At 66.4% G+C, this 22,559-nt stretch carries 23 protein-coding genes; 8 read left to right on the top strand and 15 right to left on the bottom strand.

The genetic code is table 11. The features are described from left to right. Nucleotides 1-173: 173 nt before the first annotated feature. From E8L99_RS02925 to yddG, 3 genes are all read left to right on the top strand, one after another. A complete protein-coding gene (locus tag E8L99_RS02925) occupies nucleotides 174-386 on the top strand; it encodes a cold-shock protein (RefSeq protein WP_137098143.1) in 213 nt (70 codons plus the stop codon). 168 nt (nucleotides 387-554) lie between these two features. Further along, complete coding sequence (infA, locus tag E8L99_RS02920; protein WP_137098142.1) at nucleotides 555-842, top strand: translation initiation factor IF-1; 288 nt, start codon at nucleotides 555-557, stop codon at nucleotides 840-842. An 87-nt stretch (nucleotides 843-929) separates the two neighbouring features. After that, complete coding sequence (gene yddG, locus E8L99_RS02915) at nucleotides 930-1,814, top strand: aromatic amino acid exporter YddG (protein ID WP_137098141.1); 885 nt, start codon at nucleotides 930-932, stop codon at nucleotides 1,812-1,814. A 4-nt stretch (nucleotides 1,815-1,818) separates the two neighbouring features. On the opposite strand, the gene E8L99_RS02910 is transcribed toward yddG, so the two are convergent. From E8L99_RS02910 to leuD, 7 genes are all read right to left on the bottom strand, one after another. Beyond that, on the bottom strand, nucleotides 1,819-2,613 hold the full coding sequence (locus tag E8L99_RS02910; protein ID WP_137098140.1) for a GNAT family N-acetyltransferase: 795 nt from the start codon (nucleotides 2,611-2,613) through the stop codon (nucleotides 1,819-1,821). Between the two features lie 73 nt (nucleotides 2,614-2,686). Continuing rightward, nucleotides 2,687-3,118, bottom strand: coding sequence for a cupin domain-containing protein (locus E8L99_RS02905; protein WP_137098139.1), 432 nt, complete (start codon nucleotides 3,116-3,118; stop codon nucleotides 2,687-2,689). Then, nucleotides 3,115-4,035, bottom strand: a complete 921-nt coding sequence (locus E8L99_RS02900; RefSeq protein ID WP_137098138.1) for a prephenate/arogenate dehydrogenase family protein — start codon at nucleotides 4,033-4,035, stop codon at nucleotides 3,115-3,117. The genes E8L99_RS02905 and E8L99_RS02900 overlap by 4 nt, the downstream gene beginning before the upstream one ends. Next, nucleotides 4,032-5,150, bottom strand: coding sequence for a histidinol-phosphate transaminase (gene hisC, locus E8L99_RS02895; RefSeq protein WP_137098137.1), 1,119 nt, complete (start codon nucleotides 5,148-5,150; stop codon nucleotides 4,032-4,034). The genes E8L99_RS02900 and hisC overlap by 4 nt, the downstream gene beginning before the upstream one ends. A gap of 32 nt (nucleotides 5,151-5,182) precedes the next feature. Continuing rightward, nucleotides 5,183-5,980, bottom strand: a complete 798-nt coding sequence (locus E8L99_RS02890; protein WP_137098136.1) for a chorismate mutase — start codon at nucleotides 5,978-5,980, stop codon at nucleotides 5,183-5,185. Between the two features lie 29 nt (nucleotides 5,981-6,009). Continuing rightward, nucleotides 6,010-6,405 (bottom strand): RidA family protein, encoded by a 396-nt coding sequence (locus tag E8L99_RS02885; protein ID WP_137098135.1) that lies wholly within the window; start codon nucleotides 6,403-6,405, stop codon nucleotides 6,010-6,012. A gap of 16 nt (nucleotides 6,406-6,421) precedes the next feature. Further along, nucleotides 6,422-7,027, bottom strand: coding sequence for a 3-isopropylmalate dehydratase small subunit (leuD, locus tag E8L99_RS02880; protein WP_137098134.1), 606 nt, complete (start codon nucleotides 7,025-7,027; stop codon nucleotides 6,422-6,424). A 133-nt stretch (nucleotides 7,028-7,160) separates the two neighbouring features. On the opposite strand from leuD, the gene E8L99_RS02875 reads away from it, so the two are divergent. Beyond that, nucleotides 7,161-7,427 carry a BolA family protein gene (locus E8L99_RS02875; RefSeq protein WP_137098133.1) on the top strand — a complete coding sequence of 89 codons (267 nt, stop codon included), beginning with the start codon at nucleotides 7,161-7,163 and terminating at the stop codon, nucleotides 7,425-7,427. 12 nt (nucleotides 7,428-7,439) lie between these two features. Here the strand turns inward: E8L99_RS02875 and E8L99_RS02870 are convergent, their stop codons facing one another. The 5 genes from E8L99_RS02870 to E8L99_RS02850 all read right to left on the bottom strand — a co-directional run bounded on the left by E8L99_RS02870 (nucleotide 7,440) and on the right by E8L99_RS02850 (nucleotide 11,844). Continuing rightward, entirely contained in the window at nucleotides 7,440-7,826 is a 387-nt protein-coding gene (locus tag E8L99_RS02870) for a methylglyoxal synthase (protein ID WP_137098132.1), read from the bottom strand. Continuing rightward, nucleotides 7,823-9,106: an HlyC/CorC family transporter gene (locus tag E8L99_RS02865; RefSeq protein WP_137098131.1), complete on the bottom strand. Its 1,284-nt coding sequence runs from the start codon at nucleotides 9,104-9,106 to the stop codon at nucleotides 7,823-7,825. Before E8L99_RS02865 ends, E8L99_RS02870 begins: the two co-directional genes overlap by 4 nt. A gap of 68 nt (nucleotides 9,107-9,174) precedes the next feature. Next, nucleotides 9,175-10,311, bottom strand: coding sequence for a 3-dehydroquinate synthase (gene aroB, locus E8L99_RS02860; RefSeq protein ID WP_137098130.1), 1,137 nt, complete (start codon nucleotides 10,309-10,311; stop codon nucleotides 9,175-9,177). Then, nucleotides 10,308-10,898, bottom strand: coding sequence for a shikimate kinase (locus E8L99_RS02855; RefSeq protein ID WP_137098129.1), 591 nt, complete (start codon nucleotides 10,896-10,898; stop codon nucleotides 10,308-10,310). Before E8L99_RS02855 ends, aroB begins: the two co-directional genes overlap by 4 nt. 67 nt (nucleotides 10,899-10,965) lie before the next feature. Next, nucleotides 10,966-11,844 (bottom strand): HpcH/HpaI aldolase/citrate lyase family protein, encoded by an 879-nt coding sequence (locus E8L99_RS02850; protein WP_137098128.1) that lies wholly within the window; start codon nucleotides 11,842-11,844, stop codon nucleotides 10,966-10,968. Between the two features lie 78 nt (nucleotides 11,845-11,922). Here E8L99_RS02850 and E8L99_RS02845 point away from each other — a divergent pair, with 78 nt between their 5' ends. Continuing rightward, nucleotides 11,923-13,143, top strand: coding sequence for an NAD(P)/FAD-dependent oxidoreductase (locus E8L99_RS02845; protein WP_137098127.1), 1,221 nt, complete (start codon nucleotides 11,923-11,925; stop codon nucleotides 13,141-13,143). Between the two features lie 36 nt (nucleotides 13,144-13,179). After that, nucleotides 13,180-14,163 (top strand): ketopantoate reductase family protein, encoded by a 984-nt coding sequence (locus E8L99_RS02840; protein WP_137098126.1) that lies wholly within the window; start codon nucleotides 13,180-13,182, stop codon nucleotides 14,161-14,163. A gap of 5 nt (nucleotides 14,164-14,168) precedes the next feature. Here the strand turns inward: E8L99_RS02840 and E8L99_RS02835 are convergent, their stop codons facing one another. Continuing rightward, complete coding sequence (locus E8L99_RS02835; RefSeq protein WP_168201535.1) at nucleotides 14,169-15,656, bottom strand: M81 family metallopeptidase; 1,488 nt, start codon at nucleotides 15,654-15,656, stop codon at nucleotides 14,169-14,171. A gap of 177 nt (nucleotides 15,657-15,833) precedes the next feature. Between E8L99_RS02835 and E8L99_RS02830 the strand changes: the two genes are divergently transcribed. After that, nucleotides 15,834-16,793 carry a Bug family tripartite tricarboxylate transporter substrate binding protein gene (locus E8L99_RS02830; RefSeq protein ID WP_168201534.1) on the top strand — a complete coding sequence of 320 codons (960 nt, stop codon included), beginning with the start codon at nucleotides 15,834-15,836 and terminating at the stop codon, nucleotides 16,791-16,793. Nucleotides 16,794-16,813: 20 nt separating this feature from the next. Here E8L99_RS02830 and E8L99_RS02825 read toward each other — a convergent pair whose 3' ends face one another. Then, complete coding sequence (locus tag E8L99_RS02825) at nucleotides 16,814-18,310, bottom strand: CoA-acylating methylmalonate-semialdehyde dehydrogenase (RefSeq protein ID WP_137098123.1); 1,497 nt, start codon at nucleotides 18,308-18,310, stop codon at nucleotides 16,814-16,816. A 111-nt stretch (nucleotides 18,311-18,421) separates the two neighbouring features. Here E8L99_RS02825 and E8L99_RS02820 point away from each other — a divergent pair, with 111 nt between their 5' ends. Next, the gene (locus E8L99_RS02820) at nucleotides 18,422-19,306 is read left to right on the top strand and encodes a LysR family transcriptional regulator (protein ID WP_137098122.1); all 885 of its coding nucleotides are present in this window, start codon (nucleotides 18,422-18,424) and stop codon (nucleotides 19,304-19,306) included. Nucleotides 19,307-19,399: 93 nt separating this feature from the next. Here E8L99_RS02820 and E8L99_RS02815 read toward each other — a convergent pair whose 3' ends face one another. Beyond that, nucleotides 19,400-22,552 (bottom strand): efflux RND transporter permease subunit, encoded by a 3,153-nt coding sequence (locus E8L99_RS02815; RefSeq protein WP_137098121.1) that lies wholly within the window; start codon nucleotides 22,550-22,552, stop codon nucleotides 19,400-19,402. Nucleotides 22,553-22,559 lie beyond the last annotated feature (7 nt).

The following is a 22,559-nucleotide window of genomic DNA, read 5'->3' as shown; positions in this document are numbered from 1 at the left end:
CATATGACGTCTACCTAGGGTCCATCGAGTTTCGGCCGAACGACTTGGCCCGCACCCCGTCCGCGGTCGGTGCTACCGCTGACGACCTCACCATCCCTAACGTCGATATACCGGGCGCACTTCCTTCGGGGATGGCTGCTCACTACCTATATCTACCCTGAAAGGTTACACCTATGGCTACCGGCACCGTGAAGTGGTTCAACGCCCAAAAGGGCTTCGGCTTCATTCAGCCCGACGGCGGCGGACCCGACGTGTTCGTCCACATCAGCGCCGTCGAGCGCGCTGGTCTCTATGACCTTGGTGAAGGCCAGAAGATCTCCTTCGAAGTGGTCGCCGATCGCCGTACCGGCAAGTCGGCTGCTGACCAGCTGAAGGTCGAGGCCTGATCCCGACGCGAGACGTCTTCCTGCCGACCATGGATGTACCGGCGGCCTGAGGGTAGTTTCGCGTCAACAAATTCTATAAGACCCGAACCCTGGTCGCGGCGACTCGTTCGCTGTGGCCGGGGTTCTTTTGCGCCGTAGCACTCGGCGCGCTCAAGGGATGAATTGCCGATGGCGAAGGAAGACGTCCTCAATTTCGAAGGCAAGGTGACGGAAGTCATGCCGGACGCGCGTTTCCGCGTCGAGCTGGACAATGGCCACATGGTCGTCGTCTACACGGCCGGGAAAATGAAGAAGAACCGTATCAAGACGCTGGTCGGTGACCGCGTGACCGTGGAAATGACGCCCTACGATCTCGATAAGGGCCGTCTCGTGTTCCGCCACAAGGGCGACAGCCCCGCTCCCGGCCCGCGCCCCGGTGGTCCCGCCCGTCCGGGTGGCCCGCAGCGCCGCCGCTGATCCGACGCTTGTCGTCCTGATTCCTGGTCCCGCCCCGACATTCTGGCGGGACGCAGCGCGGGCCTGAACGCCGGTGGACCTTCGCGCATGACCTCCTCCCGTGCCGCGACCTTCCTCGGCTTCGGCGCCATCGGCCTCTGGGGCCTGCTCGCGCTTCTGACGGCTGCGTCCGGCACGGTGCCGCCTTTCCAGCTGACAGCCATGACCTTCGCCGTCGGAGCCGTGGTCGGGCTTGTGCTGGTGGCACGGCGCCCGGGCGGCCTCGGTGTCCTCACCCGGCAGCCGCCCATCGTCTGGCTTCACGGTGTGGCCGGGCTCTTCGGCTATCACGCGCTTTACTTCACGGCGCTGCGCTTTGCCCCCGCCGCCGAAGCCAATCTCCTGAACTATCTCTGGCCCCTGCTGATCGTCGTGTTCTCGGCGCTGCTGCCGGGGCATCGCCTCAGCGCCCACCACGTGCTTGGCGCATTGCTCGGCCTTGCCGGCACGGTGGTGCTGATAGCTGCGCGCGGCGGGCTCGGTGCCGGCTTCGAGAGCGCCCATGTCCTCGGCTATGCGGCGGCCTTTGGCTGCGCGCTGGCCTGGTCGATCTATTCCGTGACGGCGCGGCTGATCGCCGACGTGCCGACCGAGGCCGTGTCCGGCTTCTGTCTGGCAACAGCCCTGCTGGCAGCACTCTGCCATCTCGCCTTCGAGACGACTGTCTGGCCGGCATCGACGCTCGAATGGCTGGCGATCGTCGCCATGGGCCTTGGGCCGGTGGGCGCCGCCTTCTACCTCTGGGATCTCGGCATGAAGCGCGGCGACATCCAGGTGCTGGGTGCCGCTAGCTATGCAGCGCCTGTGCTCTCGACGCTTGCGCTGGTGGCCTTCGGCTATGCCAGCCCGAGCCCGGTGCTGGCGCTTGCGGTGGCGCTGATCGTCGCCGGATCGCTGATCGCGTCGAAGGACATGCTGCGGCGCAAGGCCTGACCGGTCACACCGGGGATGCAGCCTGCTGGCGGCGGCAATGATAGCCATAGACCGGCGAAAAGCCGAGTCGGCCATAGAGCGCGCGGGCCTTCAGGTTGGTGTCGCGCACCTGCAGATAGGCGGTATGAGCGCCATGCGAGCGGCCCCAGTGCATCAGCGACGTGATCATGCGCGAGCCTGCGCCCGTGCCGCGGGCGGCGGGCGTCACCGCCAGGTCGTAGAGGCCGACATAGCCGCGATCGGTCACGCCGAGGCCGTAGCCGACCGGCTGACGATCGACATAGACGGTCGCGAAGGCCGTCTCGACCCGAATGCTGGCGACGATCCGGCCGAGCACCTCGCGCTGCCAATCGGCGAACTCATAGGCCTCGGCCGCGCCCTCGACCCAGGCCTGCGACGGCTCCTCGGAGAGCACGACTGAGGCTTCGGTGGATCCGGTCAGCTTGATCCGCTCGGCGAGCGGCGCGGTCATCACATGGGTCTCGTCGTAGATGGTCCAGCCGGCGCCGGCGAAGGCCTCGTCGATGCCCGGGCTCGCCAGCGGCGTGATGCGCACCATTGGCTCGATACCGGCCTTGCGGTATAAAGTGCGGACGTGACGGATCAGTTCCTCACCCGTCAGGTTCGACGGAAAAAGCGGGCTGGCGGCATTGGATCTTTTTGTGTGGCCATCGGCCATGCGGAGCAGCCAGCCGTCGATATAGATGGTCTGCAGCGCCGGCCAGGCGTTGAACAGCCGCTCTTCGAGGTCACGGACGAGAGCGATGTCCGGCAAGGTCCGGGACGTGTCCGCCGTCATGGCCGCCAACTCCTTGAAAGATGGATCATCAGCCGGAGAGAGGTCTCCGTCCTGTTCCACGACAGCTCCGCCATCAGGCCCCCGGTGCCCAGCCCGGCGGGGCCAGCGTGAAGCCGGCGAAGTCGAAGCCCGGAGCGACGGTGCAGCCGACCAGGGTCCAGTCGCCAAGGCTCTCGGCGGCCTGCCAGTGATCGGTCGGCACGACCCCTTGCGGCCGCTCGCCGCGGGCGAGGTCGGAGCCGAGGATCAGCTCGGTCACCGGGCCGGCATCGGTCGCGGCCATCGAGAGGCGCAGCGGCGCCCCGGCATAGACATGCCAGGTCTCGACCGCATCGACGCGGTGCCAGTGCGAGCGTTCGCCGCGCTTCAGGAGGAAGTAGATCAGCGTCGAGGCCGCGCGCCCGCCATCGGGCGCAACGTCCCGGAATGTCTCGCGAAAGTAGCCGCCTTCGGGATGCGGCTGGAGGTCGAGCAGGCGGATGATGGCGTCGGCGGTCAGGGTCATTTGCGTCCGCGACCGAAGTCCGGATCGGCAGTATCCTGCCGCTGGTCGATGATCGAGCGGCGGATGGCGCGGGTCCGGGTGAACAGGTCGAACAGCTGGTCGCCCTGGCCCCAGCGGATGTTGCGCTGGAGCGCGATCAGGTCCTCGGTGAAGCGGCCCAGAACCTCCAGCACCGCCTCCTTGTTGTGGAGGAACACGTCTCGCCACATGGTCGGATCGGAGGCGGCGATGCGGGTGAAGTCGCGGAAGCCGCCGGCCGAGAACTTGATCACCTCGCTCTCGGTGACCTGCTCGAGATCGGAAGCCGTGCCGACGATGTTGTAGGCGATCAGATGCGGCACATGGCTGGTGATGGCGAGCACCAGATCATGGTGATCGGGCGCCATGACCTCCGTCTTGGAGCCCAGCGCCTGCCAGAAGGCCGCGAGCTTGTCGACGGCCGCCTGATCGCTGCCCGGAACCGGCGTGATGATGCACCAGCGGTCCTGGAACAGTGCCGCGAACCCTGAATCCGGGCCGGAATGCTCGGTGCCCGCCACGGGATGGGCCGGGATCAGATGGACGCCCGCCGGCATGTGCGGCGCCATCTGGGCGACGATCGAGCCCTTGGTGGACCCGACGTCTGAGACGATGCAGCCCGGCTTCAGATGCGGGCCGATGACCTCGGCAACCAGCCCCATCGCGCCGACCGGCACGCAGCAGATGACGAGATCGGCCTGGCGGACAGCAGCGGCAAGATCGGTTGTCGCCTCGTCGGCAATGCCGAGTTCGGTCACCCGCGCGATCACGCCGGGCGACAGGTCGGCGGCCACCACACGATCGGCGAGCTTCACGCCCTTGAGCGCGCGCGCGATCGACGAGCCGATCAGCCCGATGCCGATCAGCGTGACCTGGCCGAACAGAGCCTCGGTGCTCACGACCCCGCCTTGCCGCCCATGAAGGCCGCAAGGGTGGATACCAGCAGGCGGTTGGCCTCCTCGGTGCCGATGGTCAGCCGCAGCGCGTTCGGCAAGCCGTAGGCGCCGACCTTGCGGAGCACGAGGCCCTTCGAGACGAGGAAGGCGTCGGCCTCATCGGCCGTCCGGCCCCTGGTCGTGGGGAAGTGGATCAGCATGAAGTTGCCGACCGACGGCGTGACTGTGAGACCGAGCTTCTCGATCTCGGCGGTCAGCCAGGGCAGCCAGCGGTCGTTGTGCTCCAGAGCCATCTGGACATGGGCCTGGTCCTCGATCGCCGCCGCGCCGGCGGCAATCGCCGCCGCGCTGACATTGAACGGGCCGCGGATACGGTTCAACGCATCGACCAGATGCTCTGGCCCGTAGAGCCAGCCAATGCGCAGGGCCGCCAGGCCATAGATCTTCGAGAACGTGCGGGTCATCACGACGTTCTCGTTGGAGGCGACCAGTTCCAGCCCGCTCTCATAGTCGTTGCGGCGGACATATTCGGCATAGGCGGCGTCAAGGATCAGCAGCACGTTCTTCGGCAGCCCGGCATGCAGCCTCTTGACCTCGTCGAACGGGATGTAGGTGCCGGTCGGATTGTTGGGGTTGGCCAGATAGACGATCTTCGTCTTCGGCGTCACCGCCTTGAGGATGGCGTCGACATCGGTCTGGAGGTTCTGCTCCTTGACCACGACCGGCGTGCCGCCGGCCGCCAGGATCGCGATCCGGTACACAAGGAAGCCGTGCTCGGTGAAGATGCCTTCATCGCCTGGGCCGATATAGGCATTGGTCAGGAGCGAGAGGAGTTCGTCCGAGCCCGAGCCGCAGATCAGGCGTGCAGGATCGAGCCCGTAGAGCTTGCCGATCGCCTCGCGCAGCGCCGCGGATGTGCCCTCGGGATAGAGCTCCAGCTTGCTCGCAATGTCGGCATAGGCCTTGATCGCGGCCGGGCTCGCGCCGAGCGGCGTCTCGTTCGACGACAGCTTGAACACCTTGGCGGCGCCGGGCGCGCCCGACTTGCCGGGCACATAGGCCTCGATCGCCATGACACCGGGACGGGGAACGGGACGCGAGGCTGCGGAACTGCTCATGAGAACACCGGGAAAGCCGCGGCTTCGGGACGTCAGGCCGCGATAGGCTTCGCGGTGTAGCCGACCGTGCGCGCCTCTTCAACTGTCTGGCCGGATGCGACATCGCGGGCGATCTCGGCTTCGTCAGCCTCGCGCGGCCCCCAGGCCAGCACATAGTGCTTCCCGTCCTTCTCGGCATGGGCGATCACCGCGTCGACGGAGACCTTCGGCGGGGCCGGCAGGCGGATCGCAACGAGGCGGGTGTCGAGCCCGGCGGTGTCGATCGAGGGATGGCCGATGACAAGCGCCTGCGGCGGGCGGGGGCTTGCCGCCCGCGCGATCGCCGGGGCGGTCGCCATGCCGATCGGCTGGCCCTCGTGACCGAGCTTCTCCCACCAGGGCTCGGCAGCTGCACCAAGCCCGATCAGGCCGAGATCGCCGCGCTCGCGGCCGATGGCCGAGACGACAGAACCGGCGCTGGAATGTTTCACCAGCGGCACGCCGAAGCCGAAATGGAAGCGGGCGAGGCCGCGGGCGTCCTCCTGCTCCGGGCCCATCACCACATGGACCGAATGGGGCGACTGGACATAGGTGAAGGTGGAGATGATCTGCCGCCAGATCTGGACGATCAGTTCCACCGGCAGCAGGCCCTGATGGTTCTTGACCAGGCGGCGGACCACATCGGCCTCACGGGCCGGGCGAAAGGCCGAGCCGGTCTCGGCGGTCTTCTTGACCTCGATCAGGGTCTCGATGATGCGCCCGCGCTCCATCAGGAGATCGTGCATGGCGGCATCGATGCGATCGATCTCGCCCCGCAGATCAGCAAGGCTTGGGGGCTTCGGCGTGGTCATGATGATCCGGACGTCTGAGGGAGGCTGCGTCAGGGATGCGCGGCCGGCAGCATGGCGGTGGCTTCGATCTCGATCTTCATCTCCGGCTTCAGCAGGCCAGCGACGACGAGCAGGGTAGAGGCCGGACGAATGTCGCCGAACACCTCGCCGAAGATCGGGAACACCTTGTCCGCGTCGGCGGCGTCGGTGATGTAATAGGTCACGCGCACGACATTCTCGAGCGAGGTGCCGGCTTTGGCCAGGGTATCCGCGATGGTCGCAAGGCAATTGCGCGTCTGCGCCTCGACCCCTTCGGGAAGGGTCATGGTCGCGTAGTCGTAGCCGGTGGTGCCGGCGACGAAGACGAAGCCGCCCTGCACGACAGCGCGCGAATAGCCCGCCGTCTTCTCAAAAGGTGACCCGGTCGAGATCAGACGGCGGTTCATCGTTTGCGTCCCGTGATCAAAGCCAGGGACGGGCGGCCGAGACCGTCTGTTCGAATGTGTCGATCGACTTCGCCTTGACCATGGTCAGGCCGATATCGTCGAGGCCGTTGATCAGGCAGTGCTTGCGGAAGGCGTCGACGTCGAACTTGATCGTGCCGCCGTCGGGGCCGCGGATTTCCTGGGCCTCGAGATCGATGGTGAGCGTGGCGTTCGAGCCGCGATCGGCATCCTCGAACAGCTTCTCCAGCTGCTCAGGTGTGACCTTGATCGGCAGAATGCCGTTCTTGAAGCAGTTGTTGTAGAAGATGTCGGCGAAGCTGGTCGAGATCACGCAGCGGATGCCGAAATCCAGCAGCGCCCACGGCGCGTGCTCGCGCGACGAACCGCAGCCGAAATTGTCGCCGGCAACCAGCACCTGGGCATTGCGATAGGCCGGCTTGTTGAGCACGAAATCCGGATTCTCGGTGCCGTCATCCTTGTAGCGCGCTTCCGAGAACAGGCCCTTGCCGAGGCCAGTGCGCTTGATGGTCTTCAGGTACTGCTTGGGAATGATCATGTCGGTATCGACATTGATCGTGCGCATGGGCGCGGCGACGCCGGTCAGCACTGTGAACTTCTGCATGGGGTTCCCCCTTGAACGTCGGGCGGATGTATCAGAGGCACACCATCCGGGGCAAGGCGGCCGTGCGACAGGCGCGGCACGGGGTTGCGGCGGCGGGACATCTCACCGATATCGGGCAGGACTGGAGTTCATCATGACCGTTGCCGCGACCATCACGACCAAGCTGACGGAGGCCTTTGCGCCGGTATCGCTCGATGTCATCGACGAGAGCGAGAACCATCACGGACATGGCGGCTGGCGCGAGGGCGGCGAGACCCATTTCCGGGTGAAGATCGTCTCGGCGGCCTTTGCCGGCAAGTCGCGGGTGGATCGCCATCGCGCGGTCAACCAGACGCTTGATGCGGAGCTCAAGGGCCGGGTGCATGCACTCGCCATCGAGGCACGCGCGCCGGGCGAATGATTGGCCCGAACGTCAGTTCCGCGCGAGATCCGCGATGAGGATGTCGGCAGTGGCCAGGTTGCAGGCCATGGGCACGTTGTAGACCACGGCGAGACGGGTCAGGGCCTTCACGTCGACATCGTGCGGGTGAGGCGATAGGGGATCGACCAGGAAGACCAGCAGGCTGATCCGTCCCTCGACGATAAGCGCGCCGATCTGCTGGTCGCCACCGAGCGGTCCGCTCTTCATCAGGCTGATCGAAAGCTCGGGAAGCTCGCGCAAGAGCATGGTGCCCGTCGTGCCGGTCGCAACCAGCGCATGGCGGCTGAGCACGTCGCGGTGACGCGTTGCCCACACCACCATGTCCGGCTTCTTCTGGTCATGGGCGATCAGCGCGATGGAGGGCGACGGCTCGCTCATGCCTTCGGCTCCAGCGGCGTGATCTTAAGTGCTGTGATACGATTCCTCTGCTTGCGCAGCACATGGAAGCGGAAGCCGTGGAAGGTGAAGGCCTGGCCGGTCTCGGGGATCGATTGCGCCTCGTGGATGACGAGGCCGGCAATGGTGGTCGCCTCCTCGTCGGGCAGGCGCCAGTCCATTGCGCGGTTGAGATCGCGGATCGGGACCGAGCCGTCGACATTGACCGATCCGTCGGCCTGCGGACGGACGCCGGTGACCTGCACGTCGTGCTCGTCCTTGATGTCGCCGACGATCTCTTCAATGATGTCCTCGAGCGTGACGAGGCCCATCACCACGCCATATTCGTCGACAACCAGGGCGAAGTGGGTCTTGCGCCGGAGGAAGGCCTTCAGCTGATCCTGCAGGCTGGTCGATTCCGGCACGAACCAGGCGGGCAGGGCGAGGCTGGTCAGGTCGATCTTGGAGACGTCGCCATTGGCGGCGGCCATGGCCCGAAGCAAGTCCTTGCCGTGCAGCACGCCGACGATGTTCTCAGGCGTGTCGCGCCAGAGCGGGATGCGGGTATAGGGCGCCGCCAGCACGTCGCGCACCACCTTGTCGGGCGTGTCGCCGACATCGATGGTGACCATCTTGGTGCGGTGGACCATGACGTCGGAGACGCTCAAGTCCTTGAGGTCGAGGATGCCGCCGACCATGTCGCGGTCGAGCTTCTCGAACGAGCCCTCCTTGTGCATCAGGTCGACCGTGCCGCGCAGCTCTTCGGCCCCGGATAGCACCGACTGGCCCTCGTTGATCCTGAGGCCGAACAGCCGGAGGAAGGCGCGCACGACCGCCTCGATCGCCAACAGGACAGGCCCGAGGATGGCAACCACCCAGTAGACCGGGCGGGCGATCCTCAGCGCGACCTGTTCCGGTCGGACGATGGCGACTGTCTTCGGCATCACCTCGGCAAAGACGATGATGAGGATCGACATGATCACGGTGGCATAGATCACGCCCTCGGTGCCAAACAGGCCGACCAGCAGGCTGGTGGTGAAGGCGGAGACGCCAATGTTGACGACATTGTTGCCGACCAGCATGGCGCCGATCAGCCGCTCGCGGGTGTTGAGCAGCCGGTTGATGATGCCGGCCCGCTGGTCGCCTGCGGTTTCCATCGCCAGGATGCGCGCCTTGGAGACCGCCGACATGGCGGTCTCGCCCATGGAGAAGAAGGCCGACAGCATCAGGCTCAGCACGATGATGGCCAGCGCCAGCCAGGGATTGATGATGATGTCTTCCATCGTCTCCTCGGCCGCCGCAGCGGCGGCTATCCCGCCGACCGGGGCACGATGCCCGATCGGGGCAGTCTTCAGATGCGCGCCAATTCCTCGGTGAGGAAGGCGCGCACCGCAACCGGATCGACGTCCCTGGCGATGAAGCTCTGGCCGATGCCGCGGGCCAGGATGAAGGTCAGCGCGCCGCGCGACACCTTCTTGTCCTGGCCGATCGCCGTCATCAGCCGGTCGACATCGCCGACGCCGCCGGGAATATGGGCGAGTTCGGTCGGCAATCCAACCGTCGTGAGATGAGCGGCCATGCGGGCGGCATCATCGGCCGCGCAGAGCCCGAGCTTCGCCGAGAAGCGGAAGGCCTGGGCCATGCCGATGGCGACGCCCTCGCCATGGACCAGACGCGAGCCGTCATAGCCGGTGGCGGATTCCAGAGCATGGCCGAATGTGTGCCCTAGGTTCAGCAGGGCCCGGTCGCCGGTCTCTGTCTCGTCGCGCGCCACCACCGCGGCCTTGGCCCGGCAGGAGACCGCGATGGCGTGCACGCGATCGCGTCCGCCCTGGAAGACACCGCGCCAGTTCTGTTCGAGCCAGCCGAAGAAGGCGGGATCGTCGATAAGTCCGTATTTGGCGACTTCGGCATAACCGGCGCGGAATTCGCGGGTGGAGAGGGTATCGAGCGCGTCGGTGTCGGCCAGCACCAGGCCCGGCTGGTAGAAGGCGCCGACCAGGTTCTTGCCGTGGCGCGTGTTGATGCCGGTCTTGCCGCCGACGGAGGAATCGACTTGTGCCAGAAGGCTCGTCGGCATCTGGATGAAGCCCATGCCGCGCCGCACGATGGCGGCGGCAAAGCCCGCGAGGTCGCCAACCACGCCGCCACCCAGCGCGAGAACGATGTCACCGCGCTCCATGCGGGCGGCCAGGATCTCGTCGACCACCTGCTCCAGCATGGCAAAGCGCTTGGTCGCCTCGCCCGGCGGCACGGTGATGCGCTGATGGCGGATGCCAGCTCCTGCAAGCCCTGCCTCCAGCGCTTCGGCGTGGATGGCCCCGACATGGGCGTCGGTGACAACGGCGACGGCGCGTCCGGGATAGCGTGCAGCAATCGTCTCGCCCGCCGACTCGATCAGCCCCGTGCCGATCAGAATGTCATAGGAGCGGTCGCCAAGGATAACCGGGACCTGGGTCGGCGCATCATCGGCGGTTGCGGCAGTCACGTGGATTGTCCTTCGCCATGCGGCAGCAGGTGGTGCGCAAGGGCCGCCAGCACCTCGTCGACGATCTCGTCATGGGTTGCATCACGCGACATGACGGTGAGATCTGCATCCGCATACACCGGATAGCGCTCGTCGATCAGGCGCCTCAGGACGCCTTCTGGATCGCCGGATTTCAGCAGCGGCCGGTCGGCCCGGCGCTTGACCCGGCGCAGCAGCACGTCGAGCTCAGCGTTCAGCCAGATGGACAAGCCGCGGGCGCGAATGTTGGCCCGGGTCTCGGCGTTCATGTAGGCGCCGCCGCCGGTTGCCAGGATCTGCGGGCCCTGTTCGAGAATGCGAGCAACGACGCGGACCTCACCGGCACGGAAATAGGCTTCGCCGTGCTTGGCGAAGATCTCCGGGATCGTCATGTCAGCCGCTTTCTCGATTTCCGTGTCGGCATCGATGAAGGGCAGGCCCATGCGGTTGGCCAGCCTGCGGCCGATAGAGGACTTTCCGGCGCCCATGAGACCCACCAGCACGATGGATCGCGTGCCGAGGGCCTGCCGCACCTGCTGGATGTCGATGTCTGCGGCCGCTATGGCCATGGCGTTCCTCGTCGTTGTCTCCCCTCTGTCATGAAGTGGCAGCGAGGGCAACGGGTGGTCTTGCGGGTCAGGCGCGGGCGGCGATCGCATCGGCGATCGCGACCAGCCGCTTGCCCATGTCGGCATGGAGCCGCTCGACCATGCGGCCCTCGATCTGGATCGCGCCCTTGGTGGCATTCTCCGGCTGCTCGAAGGCTGCGATGATGATGCGGGCCCAGGCGACATCCTTGTCAGCTGGCGAGAAGGCTGCGTTGCAGGGGGCGATCTGGTTGGGGTGGATCAAAGTCTTGCCGTCGAAGCCCATGTCGCGGGCCTCCTGGCATTCCCGGACGAAGCCCGCCTCGTCGGCAATCTCGTTCCAGACGCCGTCGAGGATGGCCAGCCCATGGGCACGGGCAGCGGCCAGGCAGGTCATCAGCCAGGCGTTCATCGGCGCGCGACCGGGCACGATCCGCGCGCCGGTCTCCTTGGCGAGGTCATTGGTGCCCATCACGAAGCCCGAAAGCCGCGTTGCCGGGTGGCTGGCGGCGGCCGCGATGGAACCGGCATTGAGCATGGCGAGAGGCGTTTCCATCATCGCCCATATCCGCGTGTTGTCGGCCATGCCGGCCTTGGCCAGCGCCTCGCCCGTAGCGATCAGCGAGGCTGCATCGCTCACCTTCGGCAGCAGGATGACGTCGGCGCCGCAGCCGGCAAGCTCCGCGAGGTCTGTCGCGCCCCAGGGCGTGTCGAGCCCGTTGATCCGCACCATGATCTCGCGCGGGCCGAAGCCACCCTGCCGAACAGCCGCAGCCACCTGACCACGCGCCATCTCCTTGGCGTCGGGCGCAACGGCGTCCTCGAGATCGAGGATGACGATGTCTGCTGCAAGGGTGCGCGCCTTCTCGATGGCGCGGGCGTTGGATCCCGGCATGTAGAGGGCGGATCGGCGAGGGCGGATGGTCATGGTTTTGGTCCGGATGGCGGCTCGTGAGGCCGGGCAAGGGGGCTATGTGCCCGAAAGGCTAGCCGCGTTGCACTGCACATGCCATCGTCCGTTCGCTGGAATTCGCTGTGGAACCCCCGGGCGCGCGTGACACATTCTGACGTTCTGATCGTGGGTGGCGGGATCATGGGATCCTGCACGGCCTATTTTCTCAAGACCGAACTCGGCTTTTCCGGCACGGTGCGCGTCATCGAGCGCGACCCGACCTATGCGCAAGCCTCGACCACACTGTCGGCGGCCTCGATCCGGCAGCAATTCTCGACGCCCGAGAACATCCGGATGAGCCGGTTCGGCATCGAGATTATCCGCTCGCTGAAGGAGCGCTTCGGCGCCGATGCCGATATCGGCTTCCACGAGGGCGGCTACCTGATCCTGGCGGGCGAGGCCGGCAAACTGGTGCTGGAATCGAACTGGCGCACGCAGCAGGCAGAGGGCGCGGACATTCTGCTGCTCGATCCTGAGGCGCTCTCTGCTCGTTTTCCCTGGCTTTCAGTCGATGGATTGACAGCCGGTGCCTGGGGGCGGACCGGGGAGGGCTGGTTCGACGCAGCCCTGCTGCTTGACCTGTTCCGCAAGGCGGCGCGGGCCGCCGGCGCGATTTACGAGAAGGGCGAGGTGGCGAGCCTCACCCGTGACGGCAACCGGATGACCGGGGCGACGCTGACCGATGGCCGCGCCTTTGGTTGCGGCACGCTGGTGCTGGCGGCCGGCGCCTGGGCCGGGCGGCTCGCGCAAGCGGTCGATGTGCCGCTGCCGGTGGAGCCGCGCAAGCGCACGGTGTTCGTCGCCAAATGCCCGACCGCACTTGCTGGGATGCCACTGATTGTCGATCCGTCGGGCGTCTGGCTGCGCCCCGAGCGCGATCTGATCATCGGCGGCTGGGGGCCGGGGGAGGCTGATCCCGATCCTGCGGCCTATGGCGACTTCGAGCCGAACCACGACGAGTTCGAAACCTATGTCTGGCCTGCCTGGGCCGCTCGCATTCCCGCCCTGGAGGAACTCCGGCAGATCCGTGCCTGGGCCGGGCACTATGACTTCAATGTCCTCGATCACAACGCCATCCTCGGTCCCCATCCGGAGATCGCCAACCTGCAGTTCATCAACGGCTTCTCGGGCCACGGATTGCAGCAGGCGCCTGCTGCAGGGCGCGCCATTGCCGAACTGATCGTTCATGGCGGCTATCGCAGCCTTGATCTCTCGGTCTTCGGTTTCGAGCGCATCCTGCGCAATGAACCGGTGCTCGAACTCAACGTTATCTGACGAGCCTCGTCCAAATCCCCCGCGGGGCAGAAGCCTATGATGAAGATCTGTGTCTATGGCGCGGGCGCGGTTGGTGGCCATGCGGCGGCCCGCCTGATCGCTGGCGGTCACGCCGAGGTCTCGGTGGTGGCGCGCGGCGCCCATCTCGATGCCATCCGCACCACAGGCCTGTTCCTTGAGACCGAGGGCCAACGGATCGGCGGCAAGCCCGCGGCGGCGACGGACGACCCTTCGACCCTGCCGCAGCAGGACCTGGTCGTCGTGACGCTGAAGGCCCATTCCCTGCCGGGCATCGCCAAGCCGCTGCACAATCTTCTGCGGCTCGGCGCCGCCGCCTTGTTCTTCACCAACGGCATTCCCTGGTGGTGGCATCACGGCATGGATGAGGACGGCTCCCTGAAGCTGCTCGACCCGGAAGGCGTGCTGTGGCGGGATCTCGGGCCGGAGCGCGTGCTGGGCGGCGTCGTGCACTCGTCCAATGCGATCAATGCGCCCGGCATAATCACCCATTATGCCGCCAACAAGTGGATCATCGGCGAACCCGGCGGCGGCACCTCCCTCCGTGCCGAGGAGGCCTCCGACATCTTCGAGAAGTCGGGCCTTCATGCGCCCATTTCGCCGGATATCCGGCGCGACATGTGGGAGAAGCTGACCCTCAACATCGCGGCCAATCCGCTGGCGGCGCTCACCCGCCTGCCGCTCGGCCGCTGGGTCGAGGCCCCCGGCATCTCTGATCTTGGCGTCCGGATGATCACCGAGACGCTGGAGGTCGCCAAATCCATGGGCTGGGACCTCACCGATGTCATCGACCCCGCCAAGGCGGTTCCGACCCGGCCGAACAAGTCCGGCGGCCGGCCGTCCATGCTGCAGGATGTCGAAGCTGGCCGGCCCATGGAGGTCGAGGCGATCGTCGGCCAGGTCCAGGCTTTCGGCCGCGAGAACGGCGTGGCCACGCCGGCGATCGACGTGGTGCTGCCGATGCTGCGCGGCCTCGACGTGGCGGTGAGCCGGCCGGCCTGACGACCCTAGTGGTTGGACATCGGCCGCCTGCGGACATTCGGACGCAGGTGGACGAAGGGGATCGTGCCGGTGTCGTCCAGCGCGGCGCCGGGCGATGCGCCAACCACGACTGAATCGGCATAGGGTTGCCAGTCGCCGCGGAAATGGACCGAGCTCTTCAGCACCACCACCTTGTAGCCGGTGATGTCGATGCCGAGATGGGTGCAGACCGCGATGCAGTGCGGCTGCTGGCGCACCGTGCCGACGACCACGTCGATGCCGCCGATCCGCAGCCAGGCAGACGGCCCCATATTGATCGGCTGGCCGCCGACCATCGGGCCCGTGCCGGTGAAGCGGCCGTCCGACAGAGCGATGATCTCGGCGCGGGCGGCGAGGGGGACCTCGCCTGGGCCGGTGCCCGAAGCCGCAAAGGTCACGTCGATCATCGCACCCTTGCCTGCCTGGTGCGCGGTGGCGGCGATGCCCGGTTCGTGGAGCAGCGCCAGAAGGGTGTTCTCGGCCTTGCGGTCGATCAGGCCCTTGAGGAAGCCGGTGGTCATCGATGCGCCGCCAGCGCCCGGATTGTCCTGAGTGTCGGCGATGATCACGGGCTTTGTCGCGCCAGCGGCGCGCTTGTAGGCGATGTCCAGCGCCTCGTCCTGCGGCTTGGCGAGATGTTCGAGGAATGCCGCCTCGGAGCGGATGACCGCGCCGGTCAGCCTGTCGACGGCGGCATCCACTGTCTTCTGGTCGGCGCCGTAGCCGATGACGGTCGCGCCCATGTCGAAGATGTCGGCGGAGGGGAAGCCGGGGCAGAGCGACAGATGGACGCCGGTCTCGGCCTCGATCTCGGCGAGCAGGGCATAGAGGCCCTTCATCGGCTCGATCATCGAGCAGCCGGACGCGATCGGGATCAGGAACGGGATCTGGCGGAAGGCGCGCGCCGGTTGCGGCCCCCAGGCCTTCACACGGTCGAACCATTGGGCAACGCGCTGTCCGGTCTGCAGCCAGTCGATATGCGGATAGGTCCGGTAGGCCGACATGAAGCTCGCATTGTCGACCATCTTGGTGGTGACATTGGCATGGAGGTCGAGCGAGGCCACCACCGTCATGTCGGGTCCGACGAGGCGGCGCACGCGGGCGAGCAGCTCGCCTTCGGCGTCCTCGAAGGACTCCGCCGTCATGGCGCCGTGCAACTCGAGGAACACCGCATCGGGCGCCGTGTCGGCAATGTCTGCGAGGAGATAGGCACAGGCCCGCTCGAACACGCTGTCGGCCACCTTGCCGGACGGCTGGGCGAACGACCAGGACAGCGGGACGATCGTGTGCCCGGCCTTCTCCGCGACATCCATGAAGCCGGCAATCGCGATGTTGAAGGGGCGGAACTTGGTGAGGATTTCGCCGCCGCGCGTGAAGCCGGGCCATGCGCCTTCCTGCGTGAAGCTCGCCCAGCCGGTCGGCTCGGGAACGAAGGTGTTGGTCTCGTGCATGAAGCCGCCGCAGGCGATGCGCATGTCGGAAATCTCTCGTGATCGGTTTGGGGGCCTATTGGTGACTGATCGTGGCGGCTGCGTCATCCCCGCCAGCGCGGGGCTTCCATGCTCGGCACAGTTGGTGGCGCCGGCCGACACCCGTGATCTAACCTTGCGACTAGGTTGCCCGATCTGAACGAGGCGGCGATGGAGGACGACATGAAGGGTCTTGCTCTGGGGCTGGTCCTGGCGATCTGCGCCAATTCTACGGCCTTTGCCGACGACTATCCTGCAGCCGGCCGCCCCATCCGCATCGTCGTGCCCTTCACGGCCGGCGGCGGGACCGACGCGGTCACGCGGATCGTCGCCGAACATGTGGCGAAGGCCTGGGGCGCATCCATCGTCATCGAAAACAAGCCGGGCGGTGGCACGATGATCGCGACCCAGTCGGTCGCCGCTATGCCGGCCGATGGCTATGCGCTGCTGGCCATCTCCAACAGTTTCCTCGTCTCGCCGCTGCTGGCGGAGCGCGCGCCCTATGATCCCATCCGCGACTTCGTCGGCGTGGCGCCGATGGCGTCGAGCCCGCATGTGCTGGTGGTGCATCCCTCGGTACCTGCACGGACACTTACCGAGTTATCGGCATGGGCAAAGGCCAACAGTGCCACGGCGGCCTTCGCATCCTTCGGGCGGGGAGCCTCCAACCATCTGGGCTTCGAAGTGCTCAAGCGCCGGCTGGGAATCGAGCTCATGCATGTGCCCTATGGCGGCAGCGCTCCGGCCATGAAGGACCTGATCGGTGGTCATGTGCCGGCCATGCTCGGCGACCTGCAGAACGTCCGCGAGCAGTTGGCCTCGGGCAATCTCAGGGCAATCGCGGTTGCCAACGAGACGAGGCTCGCCTCGCTGCCGGACGTGCCGACGGTCGCCGAGGCAGGCGTGGCCGGGTTCACGTCGAAATCGTGGTTCGGTCTGGTGATGAAGGCGGGGACGCCCACGGCGATCGTCGATCGCTGGAATATCGCGGTCAGGGCCGCGCTCGCCGATCCCGGCGTGAGGGCGCGGCTCGAGCCGCATGGCGTGACCATCGCCGACATGGCGCCCGAGGCCTATGCGGGCTTCCTGGCAGCCGAGAACCAGTCTGTGGTCGATGCCGTCCGGCAGGCGGGCCTGAAATAGACCCGCCCGCCGGCGCTGGATCAGCCCATGGTCGGGATGACGAAGCTCGCGCCGTCCTTGACGCCCGAGGGCCACCGGGACGTGACGGTCTTCGTCTTGGTGTAGAACCGGAAGGCATCCGGGCCGTGCTGGTTCAGGTCGCCGAAGGACGAGCGCTTCCAGCCACCGAAGGTGTAATAGGCCAGCGGCACCGGGATCGGCACATTGATGCCGACCATGCCGACCTGCACCTTGGCGGCGAAGTCGCGGGCGGCGTCGCCGTCGCGGGTGAAGATCGCGACGCCATTGCCATATTCATGGTCGTTGGCGAGCGAGAGGGCTTCCGTATAGGTCTCGGCGCGCACCACGGAGAGGACCGGTCCGAAGATCTCCTCCTTGTAGATGCGCATGTCCTTGGTGACGTTGTCGAAGAGACAGCCACCCATGTAGTAGCCGTTCTCGTAGCCCTGCATCTTGAAGCCGCGGCCGTCGACGACCAGCTTGGCCCCTTCCTTGACGCCGATATCGACATAGCCCTTCACGCGCTCCAGCGCCTGGGCGGTGACGAGCGGGCCGAAATCGGCATCGGCCGAGGTCGAGGGGCCGATCTTGAGGCTCTCGACGCGCGGGGTCAGCTTGGCCATCAGCTTGTCGGCGGCTTCCTTGCCGACCGGAACCGCGACCGAGATCGCCATGCAGCGCTCGCCAGCCGAGCCATAGCCGGCGCCGATGAGCGCATCGACCGCCTGGTCCATGTCGGCATCGGGCATGACGATCATGTGGTTCTTGGCGCCACCGAAGCACTGGACGCGCTTGCCGGTCGCGCAGCCGCGCGCATAGACATATTCGGCGATCGAGGTGGATCCGACGAAGCCGACGGCCTTGATGTCGGGATCGTCCAGCACGGCATCGACAGCTTCCTTGTCGCCGTTGACGACATTGAAGATGCCCGGCGGCAGGCCGGCCTCAATGAACAGCTCCGCCAGCATCATCGGGACACCCGGATCGCGCTCCGAGGGCTTCAGGATGAAGGCATTGCCGGCGGCGATGGCCGGGCCGGCCTTCCACAGCGGGATCATGGCCGGGAAGTTGAACGGCGTGATGCCGGCGACGACGCCGAGCGGCTGGCGCATCGAGTAGATGTCGATGCCGGGGCCTGCGCCGTCGGTATATTCGCCCTTCAGCATCTGCGGCGCGCCGATCGAGAACTCGATGACCTCGAGGCCGCGCTGGATGTCGCCCTTGGCGTCGGGAATGGTCTTGCCGTGCTCGCGGGCCAGCAGCTCGGCCATCTTCTCGTTGTCGCGGGCGCAGAGTTCCAGAAACTTCATCAGCACGCGGGCGCGGCGCTGCGGATTGGTGGCGGCCCAGGCCGGCTGGGCGGCGGCGGCGTTCTCGACCGCTGCGCGGACCTCGTCCTTGGTGGCAAGGGCCACCTTGCCGAATACCGAGCCGTCCAGCGGCTGGAACACATCGGCCGTGCGGCCGGACTTGCCGGCGACGTGCTTGCCGCCGATGAAATGACCGTAATTGCGCATTGGGAGCCTCCCGCTATCGTGGATGGTGGAGCACTAGAGCGAAGCTGTGCAGAACCCAAGCGCCAAAATGGCGCATGCGTTGTGCGCATTTTGGCGTAAGATCACCCGGCCATGTCGAACTGGGATCATGTCCGGGTCTTTCTCGCCGTTGCGCGCACGGGTCAGTTCCTGTCGGCCTCGCGCGCGCTGTCGCTCGACCATGCGACGGTGGCGCGCCGCATCGCCCTGCTGGAAGAGGCACTGGGCGCGCAACTCGTCTCGCGGTCAACCGCCGGCGTCAGCCTGACACCCGCGGGCGAGACCTTCCTCGGTGCCGCCGAGGATATGGAGACGGCCTGGCTCGATGCCCAGGCGGGTCTGTCACAGGCCGACCGGGTGGTGTCGGGCACGGTGAGGATCGGCGCGCCGGAAGGCTTCGGCGGGTTCTTCCTGGCGCCGCGCCTCGGGCGGCTCGCCGAGCGCCATCCGCAACTGACGATCCAGCTCGTACCCCTGCAGCGGACCCTGTCCCTGTCGAAGCGCGAGGCCGACCTCGCCATCGTCATCGACCCGCCGAAGGACGGCCGGCTGACAGTGCGCAAGCTGACCGATTACGGGCTCGGCTTCTACGCCGCGCGGACCTACCTCGACCGTCATGGCGCGCCGGAGGATGAGCCCGGTCTGAAGCGGCACCTGCTGGTCAGCTCGGTGATGGATCTCCACTACTCGGAAGCGCAGATCTACTACCAACCGGCTTTCGACGCCGGCCAGCGGCGGCTCGAATGCGCCAGCGTCTCGGCGCAGTTCGAGGCGGTGCGCGCTGGCGTCGGGGTCGGCATCCTGCACAACTACGCCGCCCGCGACGTCGCGGACCTCGTGCGCATCCTGCCGGCGATCAGCATCCACCGCACCTATCACCTGGTTGCCCATGTCGACACCCGGCGCATCGCCCGCGTCGACCAGGCCTATCGCTTCGTCGTCGAAGAGGTGGATGGAGCGGCGGGGTTATTTCGTTAGCCGGCATATCAAAAGCGAAAGAGCCCGGCGACAGCAGGGGCGGACCTGCCGGCACCAGGCTCTTCCATCGCTCCGGCCGAGGCCGGAGAGCCTCTATTCGGCGGCCATCCGGATCGTGCCCGGCTGAGGCGCTGATGGCGACGTTCCATGACCATGGTCAGGCGCCGTCGGCTGATCGTCGCCCTCGTCGGCCTTGCCGACAAAGCGGCCGAACACCCAGCCAAAGAACCGGCCGACATCGTCCATCACCGTATAGAACGACGGCACGAAGACGAGGCTGAGCACGGTCGAGACGAGCAGGCCGCCGATCACTGCGATCGCCATGGGCGCGCGGAACTCGCCGCCGTCACCCATGCCAAGTGCCGGCGGCACCATGCCGACCGCCATGGCAAGCGTGGTCATGATGATGGGTCGCGCGCGCTTGCGCCCGGCATCGAGGATGGCCTCCCGGCGCGGCACGCCGGCGCGCACTTCCTCGACCGCGAAGTCGACCAGCATGATGGCGTTCTTGGTGACGATGCCCATCAGCATGAGGATGCCGATGACCACCGGCATGGAGATGGCATTGCCGGTCAGCAGCAGCGCGATGATCACGCCGCCGAGCGACAGCGGCAGGGACATCAGAATGGTCAGCGGTTGGAACAACGAGTGGAACAGCAGGACCAGCACGCCCAGCACCATCAGGATGCCGGTGCCCATGGCAATGGCGAAGCCCTGGAACACTTCCGCCATCACCTCGGCGTCGCCGCCGCGCTGGAACGACACGCCCGCGGGCAGGTTCTGCGCCGCCGGCAGCGCGAAGACCTGCTCAAGCGCCGGGCCGATCTCGATTCCGCCGGTCAGGTCGGTGCCGATATTGACGCGGCGGACGCGGTTGTAGCGTTCGATGGAGGAGGGGCCCTGGCCGAAGCTGATGTCGGCCACCGCGGTCAGCGGCACCTGCTGCCCGGTCGCGGTGGTGACTGTCAGCGCCGACAAGGTGTCGGTGCTGGTGCGTGCCGTGGTCTCCAGCTGGACGCGGATCGGGATCTGCCGGTCGCCCGCATTGAACTTGGCGAGATTGGCTGCGATGTCGCCGATCGTGGCGATGCGGACGGCCTCTGAGATCTGGTCGGTCGTCACGCCATAGCGTGCGGCCTCGTCGGCGCGCGGCACGACACGGATCTCCGGCCGGTCGAGACCCGCTGTGGCCGCGACGTTCACGAAGCCAGGGATCTGGCGCATCTGCGCCTCGATATCGGCAACCGCCTTCGACAGATTGGCGGCATTGGTGCCGCGTACGATGATCGACAATTCGCGCTCACCGCGATCATTGACGTACCAGGCGCGGATATCCGGGATCTGGTTGAACAGTGGCGACACCGCCTGCTGGATCTGCCTCTGAGAACGGGTGCGCTCGGTCTTGTGCTGGAGCCGGACGATAACGGTGGCGCGCCGGATCTCGCGGGTGCCGATCGGGTTCGACCCGCCGACCACCAGCACGGACTGGACCTCCGGAATCTCCTTGCGGATCAGCTTGGCGAGATCGTCGGTGCGCCTGCGGGTATCCTCCAGCGTCGAGCCTGGCGGCAATTCCACCGAGACAACGAAGCGCGCCTCGTCGGGAAAGGGAATGAAGCCGGTTGGCAGGAACTTGATCGCCCAGATTGACAGGGCGAAGACGCCGATGCCGGCGAGCAGGGTGAGGTAGCGGAAGCGGATCGTGCCCGACAGGAACTTCAGGTAGGCGCGCAACAGCACGCCGTCCTTGGGCTCGTGATAAGCGTGCGGCCTGAGAAAATAGGCCGCCATCATCGGCGTGACCAATCTCGCTACAAGCAGTGAGAACAACACCGCGATCGCAACCACCAGGCCGAACTGCTTGAAATACTGGCCGGCAACACCGCCCATGAACGAGACCGGCGCAAAGACGGCGACGATGGTCAGTGAGATGGCGATGACCGCCAGCCCGATCTCGTCGGCGGCCTCCATCGAGGCGCGATAGGGCGATTTGCCCATCTTCATATGCCGGACGATGTTCTCGATCTCGACGATGGCGTCATCCACCAGAATGCCGGTCACCAGGATGATGGCGAGCAACGAGACGAGGTTCATCGAGAAGCCCATCAGCTCCATTGCCCAGAAGGTGGGGATGATGGAGAGCGGCAGGGCAAAGGCCGAGATGAGGGTTGCGCGGAGATCGCGCAGGAACAGGAACACCACGATGACGGTGAGGCCGGCGCCTTCCAGCAGCATGGTCATCGCCGAATGGAAATTGCCCTCGGTGTAGTTCACCGAATTGTCGATCTCGCTGAAGGTGATGTTCGGATTGGCTTTGCGCAGCTCGTCGACACGGGCGCGCGCCAAAGCCGCCACGCGGGCGTCGGACGCCCCCTTGGAGCGGAAGACCTGGAAGGCGACGGTCGGGATGTCGCCGTTGAGCCGCGTGAAGGCACGCGGCTCCTCATAGAGGTCGCTGACGGTCCCGAGATCGGAGAGCCTGACCTCGCGGCCACCTGGCAGCACGATCTTGGTTCCGGCAAGCTGTTCGACATTGGCCGCGCCGGCCAAGGTGCGGATCGTCTGCTCCTGGCCGCCGATATCGCCGCGTCCGCCGGCGAGATCGACATTGGTTGCGCGGACCTGCCGGTTGACGTCGCCAGCCGTGATGCCGAGCGCCATCAGCCGGTCGGGATCGAGCGAGACACGGATCTCGCGCAGAACGCCGCCATTGCGCTCGACGCGGCCGACGCCCTTCAGACCCTGGACCTCGCGCTTCACCGTGTCGTCGACGAACCACGACAATTGCTCGAGTGTCAGCGAGGGTGTCGCCACCGCGACCGTCATGACGGCCTGGTTCTCGACGTCGAGTCGCTGGATGATCGGCTCGTCGATATTGCGCGGCAGGTCGGCACGGATCTTGGCGACCGCGTCCTTCACATCGTTCAGCGCCCGGTCGGTGTTGACCTCCAGGCGGAACTCGATGGTCACGACGGCCGAGCCATCGGTCAGATTGGTGATGACGTTCTTGACGCCGGTGATGTTGGCGACGCCGTCCTCGATCTTCTTGGCGATCTGGGATTCAAGCTCGGCAGGGGCGGCGCCCGACTGGGTCACCGTCACCTGGATCAGCGGAATGTCGATATTCGGGAACCGGGTGATCGGCAGGTTGGTGTAGCTCATCCAGCCGAGGAAGCAGAGCACCACGAACAGGACAATGGCCGGAACCGGCTGGCGGATGGAACTGGCGGAGACGTTGAACGCCATGGTGCGC

The organism is Phreatobacter aquaticus (genome assembly GCF_005160265.1).
Classification (GTDB): domain Bacteria; phylum Pseudomonadota; class Alphaproteobacteria; order Rhizobiales; family Phreatobacteraceae; genus Phreatobacter; species Phreatobacter aquaticus.
The sequence above is the reverse complement of the archived record's forward strand: the minus strand, read 5'-3'. Positions and strand labels throughout refer to the sequence as shown.

Coding starts and splice junctions, on each gene's coding strand:
- E8L99_RS02925 (WP_137098143.1), top strand. CDS start 174: ATGGCTACCGGCACCGTGAAGTGGTTCAACGCCCAAAAGGGCTTCGGC.
- infA (WP_137098142.1), top strand. CDS start 555: ATGGCGAAGGAAGACGTCCTCAATTTCGAAGGCAAGGTGACGGAAGTC.
- yddG (WP_137098141.1), top strand. CDS start 930: ATGACCTCCTCCCGTGCCGCGACCTTCCTCGGCTTCGGCGCCATCGGC.
- E8L99_RS02910 (WP_137098140.1), bottom strand. CDS start 2,613: ATGACGGCGGACACGTCCCGGACCTTGCCGGACATCGCTCTCGTCCGT.
- E8L99_RS02905 (WP_137098139.1), bottom strand. CDS start 3,118: ATGACCCTGACCGCCGACGCCATCATCCGCCTGCTCGACCTCCAGCCG.
- hisC (WP_137098137.1), bottom strand. CDS start 5,150: ATGAGCAGTTCCGCAGCCTCGCGTCCCGTTCCCCGTCCCGGTGTCATG.
- E8L99_RS02890 (WP_137098136.1), bottom strand. CDS start 5,980: ATGACCACGCCGAAGCCCCCAAGCCTTGCTGATCTGCGGGGCGAGATC.
- E8L99_RS02885 (WP_137098135.1), bottom strand. CDS start 6,405: ATGAACCGCCGTCTGATCTCGACCGGGTCACCTTTTGAGAAGACGGCG.
- leuD (WP_137098134.1), bottom strand. CDS start 7,027: ATGCAGAAGTTCACAGTGCTGACCGGCGTCGCCGCGCCCATGCGCACG.
- E8L99_RS02875 (WP_137098133.1), top strand. CDS start 7,161: ATGACCGTTGCCGCGACCATCACGACCAAGCTGACGGAGGCCTTTGCG.
- E8L99_RS02870 (WP_137098132.1), bottom strand. CDS start 7,826: ATGAGCGAGCCGTCGCCCTCCATCGCGCTGATCGCCCATGACCAGAAG.
- E8L99_RS02865 (WP_137098131.1), bottom strand. CDS start 9,106: ATGGAAGACATCATCATCAATCCCTGGCTGGCGCTGGCCATCATCGTG.
- E8L99_RS02855 (WP_137098129.1), bottom strand. CDS start 10,898: ATGGCCATAGCGGCCGCAGACATCGACATCCAGCAGGTGCGGCAGGCC.
- E8L99_RS02850 (WP_137098128.1), bottom strand. CDS start 11,844: ATGACCATCCGCCCTCGCCGATCCGCCCTCTACATGCCGGGATCCAAC.
- E8L99_RS02845 (WP_137098127.1), top strand. CDS start 11,923: ATGCCATCGTCCGTTCGCTGGAATTCGCTGTGGAACCCCCGGGCGCGC.
- E8L99_RS02840 (WP_137098126.1), top strand. CDS start 13,180: ATGATGAAGATCTGTGTCTATGGCGCGGGCGCGGTTGGTGGCCATGCG.
- E8L99_RS02835 (WP_168201535.1), bottom strand. CDS start 15,656: ATGCGCATCGCCTGCGGCGGCTTCATGCACGAGACCAACACCTTCGTT.
- E8L99_RS02830 (WP_168201534.1), top strand. CDS start 15,834: ATGAAGGGTCTTGCTCTGGGGCTGGTCCTGGCGATCTGCGCCAATTCT.
- E8L99_RS02825 (WP_137098123.1), bottom strand. CDS start 18,310: ATGCGCAATTACGGTCATTTCATCGGCGGCAAGCACGTCGCCGGCAAG.
- E8L99_RS02820 (WP_137098122.1), top strand. CDS start 18,422: ATGTCGAACTGGGATCATGTCCGGGTCTTTCTCGCCGTTGCGCGCACG.
- E8L99_RS02815 (WP_137098121.1), bottom strand. CDS start 22,552: ATGGCGTTCAACGTCTCCGCCAGTTCCATCCGCCAGCCGGTTCCGGCC.